Annotated in this window: 5 protein-coding genes; 1 reads left to right on the forward strand and 4 read right to left on the reverse strand. The window is 70.7% G+C overall.

Going from position 1 to position 3,722, the window contains the following annotated elements; all coding sequences use genetic code 11:
* The first annotated feature begins 99 nt into the window (after nucleotides 1-99).
* Nucleotides 100-252: a hypothetical protein gene (locus tag RB628_RS39780; protein WP_318325526.1), complete on the forward strand. Its 153-nt coding sequence runs from the start codon at nucleotides 100-102 to the stop codon at nucleotides 250-252.
* Between the two features lie 155 nt (nucleotides 253-407).
* Here RB628_RS39780 and RB628_RS39785 read toward each other — a convergent pair whose 3' ends face one another.
* The 4 genes from RB628_RS39785 to RB628_RS39800 form a co-directional block, all read right to left on the reverse strand.
* Nucleotides 408-647: a hypothetical protein gene (locus RB628_RS39785; protein WP_318325527.1), complete on the reverse strand. Its 240-nt coding sequence runs from the start codon at nucleotides 645-647 to the stop codon at nucleotides 408-410.
* Between the two features lie 30 nt (nucleotides 648-677).
* The gene (locus RB628_RS39790) at nucleotides 678-917 is read right to left on the reverse strand and encodes a hypothetical protein (RefSeq protein WP_318325528.1); all 240 of its coding nucleotides are present in this window, start codon (nucleotides 915-917) and stop codon (nucleotides 678-680) included.
* A 19-nt stretch (nucleotides 918-936) separates the two neighbouring features.
* On the reverse strand, nucleotides 937-1,143 hold the full coding sequence (locus RB628_RS39795; protein ID WP_318325529.1) for a hypothetical protein: 207 nt from the start codon (nucleotides 1,141-1,143) through the stop codon (nucleotides 937-939).
* Nucleotides 1,144-1,593: 450 nt separating this feature from the next.
* Nucleotides 1,594-2,343: a hypothetical protein gene (locus tag RB628_RS39800; protein WP_318325530.1), complete on the reverse strand. Its 750-nt coding sequence runs from the start codon at nucleotides 2,341-2,343 to the stop codon at nucleotides 1,594-1,596.
* Nucleotides 2,344-3,722 lie beyond the last annotated feature (1,379 nt).

The raw sequence follows: 3,722 nt of genomic DNA on the forward strand, positions 1-3,722 counted from the left end.
CGGCGGCACCATCCTCGGCTCGTCCCGGGTCCGCCCCGAGCATCTGCGGGACGGTCACCGTCGGGGTCCGGCCGCCGCCCGCCCGCAAGGGAGCCCGCGTTGACCACCACACCCTCCCCCGAACTCACCGGCACCCGCACAGCCGTGGTCAGCACCCGCTACGCCGGGGACCGCGACCGGCAGCAACTCGTCACCGGCGCCGAAGCCGACGCACTGGGCTGCACGGCCCCGCCACACGCCTCGCCGCCGTGAACTGGTTCGCCGGCACGGACGGCGAAACCGTGCTGACCCTCGCCCAGTGGGACAGCGCCCTGACACACGAGGCGTACCTGCGCGACGCCGACCGCACGGCCCCGCCGACCGGCCCGCCCCTCAAGTGGCCGGCACATGGAGCCGACGGATGCTGTTCAGTACGCCCACCAGCGGCCCGCGGACAGCTGAGGGACCCAGCGTGCCACGCCGTCCTCGCCTACGCGTCGCGCGTAGGTGGTCTTCACCTGGGCGCTCTGGACGGTGCAGCAGAGTGACCAGTTTCCGCGGGCGTCGACGTACTCGAAGGCCACGTCACCGGTCTCCGTGCGAGTGGCGCGGCCCGCGGTGAGGATCATCTCGCTGCCGTCGGCCATTTCCAGCAGAAAGATCGCCATCGGGTTTCCTCCCATCAGGCATACGAGGCGTCAGTAGCACCACCAGATGCCGGTCGTCGGCTGGGGCAGCCAGCCGTAGCCGCCGCCGTCCATCGGGGCCTGGCGGAACACCGCGGTCACCGCCTCGACCGGATACGTCTTCAGCCGGACCGCCGGCCCGTACTGGCCGGTGCTTTCCAGGACGATCTCTCCCTCGGCTGTGCACCCGGCGGCGTCCGCCTCGATGACGGTGTCCTCGCCGCAGGCGAGCTGGAGCATGAACAGGGCCATGGTTCGGCTCTCCCCCGTCTCAGGCGCCGACCGGAACCCGCGGCAGGTCCTCCCAGACCTGGCGCAGTTCGGTGTAGCGGCGGTCGGGCAGCGCCGAGAGGAGCTCACGGACTTCCGGACGGGCGCCGGCGGCGGCGATGAGCATGTCGTGCTTGCTCACGGCGCCGTTCGTGAACAGTCCGGCCAGCTGGTCGGCGATCTCGATGCGAGTGACCTCTGCGGTCATGGCTCTCCCCAGGGTGTGGAATGCGTCAGCGCGGGTGTGCTCTTCGGCGGCGCTGCACCGGTCGGGGCAGCCCGGGCGGGCGGCTTTGGCGCCGCCCCCAAGCAGTGACCGAGACAACGTGGGCGGACACCGCCTGGGAGCGGCTTTGGAAGCAGACCGACTATGTCGGCGAGCAACACTACTCTAACGCAAGGGAAGAGTTGATTGCCAAGGAGTCGGATAACGATCGGCGAAACCCTGCAAGAGCGGCGGGGTCGAGCGCGGCCACCACAGGTCCATCACTGACGTTGCGTGAGGGTATGCTGACGGACAGGCGGCGTCTGGAGACTGGTGACGCGCCGCCTCGTGGACCCGGAGCCGTCCTCCCGTACGGCCCGGAGTCCGCGGCCGTACGCCCCGGGAGCGAGGTACCCGCCCGTCCGTCCTCCCGGGGCGTCGGCGTCCCCTCCGTCACGGGTGGAGCAGATGGAGGCGGCCCGGCAGGGCTTCGATGCGCAGGGGGGCGTGGACGTCACGGGCGGGCGTGCCGTCAATGTCGAGCCGGTAGGCACCCCAGGCCCGTTCGAAGCGCAGGCGCCGCACCTGCCGGGAGCCGTAGGCGTCGCCGCTCACCCTGAGCAGACCCCCGTCGGTCAGGGCGACACGCAGGGGCTGGTCCCCGGGTGCGGTGATCTTCTCGTTGTCCAGGATGAGGCGCACCCTGCCGGGCTGTGGCTGCAGGGAGGTGAGTACCGCTTCGCGCACCGCGACGTCGAAGGCACCCCCGGACAGGTGGATGCCCAGCACCGCACGGCGGTGTCCGCCCAGACTGTTCAATTCCCCGCCCTCCCAGCCGTCTTGACGCTCGATGAGCAGCGGCAGACGCCACAGGGCGGCGGCTTTCATGGCGCGCTCGGGCTGGGGCCCGCCGGCGTACAGCAGGACGTCCACGCGAGGGCGTGGAATCGCGGCGCGCCCTGGTTCGCGATCGCCCGCGTCGGGCACCAGGCTCAGGTCAGCGGCATCGATACCACTTTCGGCGAGCCGACTGCGCAGAATCCGGGCGCGGTCGCGGTCGCCGCGACCGAAACCGCGCAAAACGCCGAGCACGGGCCGTGCGGCGGGCATGGACTGAGCGATCCGGGCGGCAGCCGCCACAAGGCGCTCCACCTCAGGGTCGGCTCCGACCTCCGCGGGAGAGGAGGGCTGGCGGGACAGCATGCGGACTCCTTGCTTGCTTGTGGCACTCAGGTTCGGCATATCGGCAGCGCGCCGAGAACGCATCCGCCCGGGGCTCGCGTGACCGCTCGGCCAGGGAGCGGGACGCGGCCCCGCGACAGGCGGCGCAGGACCGTCTCGCGGGAACCGCGCCATCCTGCGACTGCACTCCGAAGGGGCGGGAACAGCATCCGAGACCACGCGCGCATCTCTAACCTAACGCGAGGGTTGCCTCACTGTGAAGCGGCTCCTCATCCGCGTGGAGCGCCCCACACTCTTACGTACGGGTAGAGTCGAGGGTGCGATCGCGGCATGGGGCACCCCGGTGGACACGGCGGCCCCGACGGGTCGTCCATGCCGTACGGCCAGGGTCACCGCCCAGCTCTGGCGGCCCGCCTCCCTGTACGCCTCGCAGTTCGGTACCGGTCTGCCGCCCGGCATCGCCGCCTCCGTCACGCGTCGGCCGCTCCCTGCCGGGAGTGCAAGGCTACCCTCTCGTTAAGGTAGGTTTACGCGGGAGTGGAACGGCGGCGGCTTCACTGCCCTGACTGCCGCCGCCATCCATGGCAGTGCCATCCCAACTCCCCCTCGGGGTGGTACTGCCCCCGTCCCGGTCCCGGACAGCCGGCCTGACGTCACACGCCTTCTCCCCCGGGAGTCGTCTCGCGCACGCACGTCGGCGCCCTCACCTCTGGCGCGCCGCCGGCCACAGGAACGAAGCCATCCGCGTCCTGTCGGCCTGAAAGGGTCACCCGGGGTGCGACGAAATCTCAAGATGGCCCTGCCGCGGTCAGCGGCGCCCTCACCCGGACTCTGCTGCGCAATTCCTCGGGGCCGCCGGACTGCACTCCGCGACCTGCAGCGACGCGGCCGTGCTCGGTGCTCCGGGCGACTGTTCCTAGTTCCTGCGGGTCCAGCGAATTGCGCAGCAGAGTCCACCCGCGGCTCAAGACCACTGCCGAGTTCCGAGTTCCACCCCGGCGTGCGCCGACAGTGGAGGTCATGGGCCGTCACACCGGCCAGGTCTCTCCCCGCTCCGGCATGACGGCCGGTGCCCACTCCGACGTCGTCCCCGACGGCCCTTCGCCATCAAGGAGTTGGCCGCGCCAGGTCGGCCAGCGGTTCGAGGCCGGCAAACGGTTCGCATCACCCGTCATTTGCGCCTCCGTCCGGGTGAGGAAGGCGCCGGGCATGGTGCTTCGCCTTGCACCGACCGTGCGGGCGGTGAGCCATCCCGGCAGACTCTTCGGTAACGTGAGGGTATGAGCCATCCGCACCCAGAACTCAAAGCCGCCCCGCCGCTACCTGAAGGAGGGCTGAGGGTCGTCGCCCTGGGCGGTCTTGGTGAAATCGGCCGCAACATGACCGTCTTCGAGCATGCA

This window comes from Streptomyces sp. ADMS (genome assembly GCF_033441795.1).
Taxonomy (GTDB): Bacteria; Actinomycetota; Actinomycetes; order Streptomycetales; family Streptomycetaceae; genus Streptomyces.